The sequence below is a fragment of the Mesorhizobium sp. M4A.F.Ca.ET.050.02.1.1 genome (assembly GCF_003997725.1).
Taxonomy (GTDB): Bacteria; Pseudomonadota; Alphaproteobacteria; order Rhizobiales; family Rhizobiaceae; genus Mesorhizobium.
The window spans coordinates 1-1,652 of record NZ_RZSG01001061.1 but is presented as its reverse complement, the minus strand read 5'-3'; the positions used below and the strand labels follow the sequence as shown (position 1 = coordinate 1,652).

2 protein-coding genes are annotated in these 1,652 nt (G+C 56.7%); both read right to left on the bottom strand.

The window, feature by feature from the left end:
* A partial coding sequence (locus EOA33_RS34930) for an extracellular solute-binding protein (RefSeq protein WP_127407668.1) occupies positions 1-734 on the bottom strand: 734 nt, incomplete at its 3' end.
* A gap of 84 nt (positions 735-818) precedes the next feature.
* A partial coding sequence (dapF, locus tag EOA33_RS34925; RefSeq protein ID WP_127407667.1) for a diaminopimelate epimerase occupies positions 819-1,652 on the bottom strand: 834 nt, incomplete at its 5' end.

Here is a 1,652-nt window from a genome sequence, read left to right as displayed (position 1 = left end):
TTATAGGCCGCTGCCATGTCAACTTCACCGTCAATCAGGCTCTGTGGAGCGTCTGCGCCGGCCACCCACCAACGCCCAACTTGGGGCTTCAACTCCGCAATTTTTGCGAACGCTCGATCCATGTCGATCGGGTACACCTTGTTGGCTGGTACGCCGTCACCCATGATTGCCCCTTCAAGCAAGCCCCCACCGATTATTTTCTCGCATTTCGGCAGACTGCGCTTTCCCGGGAAATCCTTGATGTTGTAAAAATCCACCCAGTTCCTCGGATGCTTGCCATCCTCCGGATACTTTTTAGTGTTATATGCAACTACCAAGGAATATAGCAGAGCGCCGACCCCATATTTGTTCTTCAGTTTGTCGGGGATGTTCGCCAGAGTGTCCTTGGCAAAGACGCTGTAGTCCATCTCCTCGACAGCGCCTTTCGTGATCCAGCTCGCGAGCTGGCCGCCCTCAATTGAGGTAATGTCGGCTTCGGGCTGGCCGAGCTTTGCGGATGACAGCAGTTTCGCCTGGTCCTCCGGAACAAGCACAACCTTGATCCCGGTGTCTCGCGTGAACGGGTCGAAGAATGCCTTCTTCTGGGCCGCTTCCCAGGTTCCGCCTCCCGACGTAACCACAACCTCGCCGGAACCCTTGAGGTTTTCTGGAATCTGCTGCGATTGAGCTGCAAACGGCAGCGCGACCAACAGCAGCGCTGCACTGAGTGCAAGATACGTCTTTGTCACTCTCATTGTCTCATTCCCCTGTTTTTGTGCTGGTGGCTCTCACCTTGTTGGTGCCGCACGATCTGAGCCTTGACCGCGGCACATCCGTAATTAACCCTTCGTATTCCCTAGGACGAAACCATGACAGCAGAAGGCTACCGGTCCGGTCATGCGGACTCGCCCGCCATCGAGAAGTTCGATGTCGAGCCTGCCGCCCGGAAGATGAACGGCGATTTTCCTGGAAGTGACGAGACCTCGTTTGAACGCCGCATAAGCAGCAACGGACGCGCCAGTTCCGCATGCCTTAGTGAGCACGCCTGGTCGTTCCCAGACCTTGAGCCGAAGCGTCTGTTCGTCAATGACTTGAGCAGCCCCGACGTTAACACCCTCTGGGAAAAGAGGATCATTCTGCACCGCAGGCGCATAGCGAGCCATGTCGACGCTATCGAGTTGATCGAAAAAGAAAACTGCATGCGGGTTGCCGATGTAGAGAGCGATCCCATCTGTGAGCGGGCCGCTTTGGATGGGCAGGTGGAGCGTATCAACCTTTTGCGACAGTGGGATCTTGCGCCAATCCATGCTGATCGGTCCAAGCGTGACGCTGACCTCCGTTGGCCCCGCCCTGCGGCTGTGGACGCCGCCGCCTGCCAACTCCATCACCACTTCATCCTTGCCGGATTCTTCGAGCAGCAGATACGCCATGCATCGCGTGGCATTGCCGCATGCCCCAACTTCCTTGCCGTCGATGTTGAAGATTCGCATTGCCGCGTACGCACCGGCGCGCACCCCCTCGTCCGAGGCCCGTTCAATAGTCAGCAGCTGCTCGCCCCCAACGCCGACGTTGGTGCTGCATATACGCACGATGTCATCATCGTTTAGGGGTTTGCTGGCATCTCTACGGTCGAGAATAACAAAGTAGTTTTCCAGACCGTGCATCTTGATCTG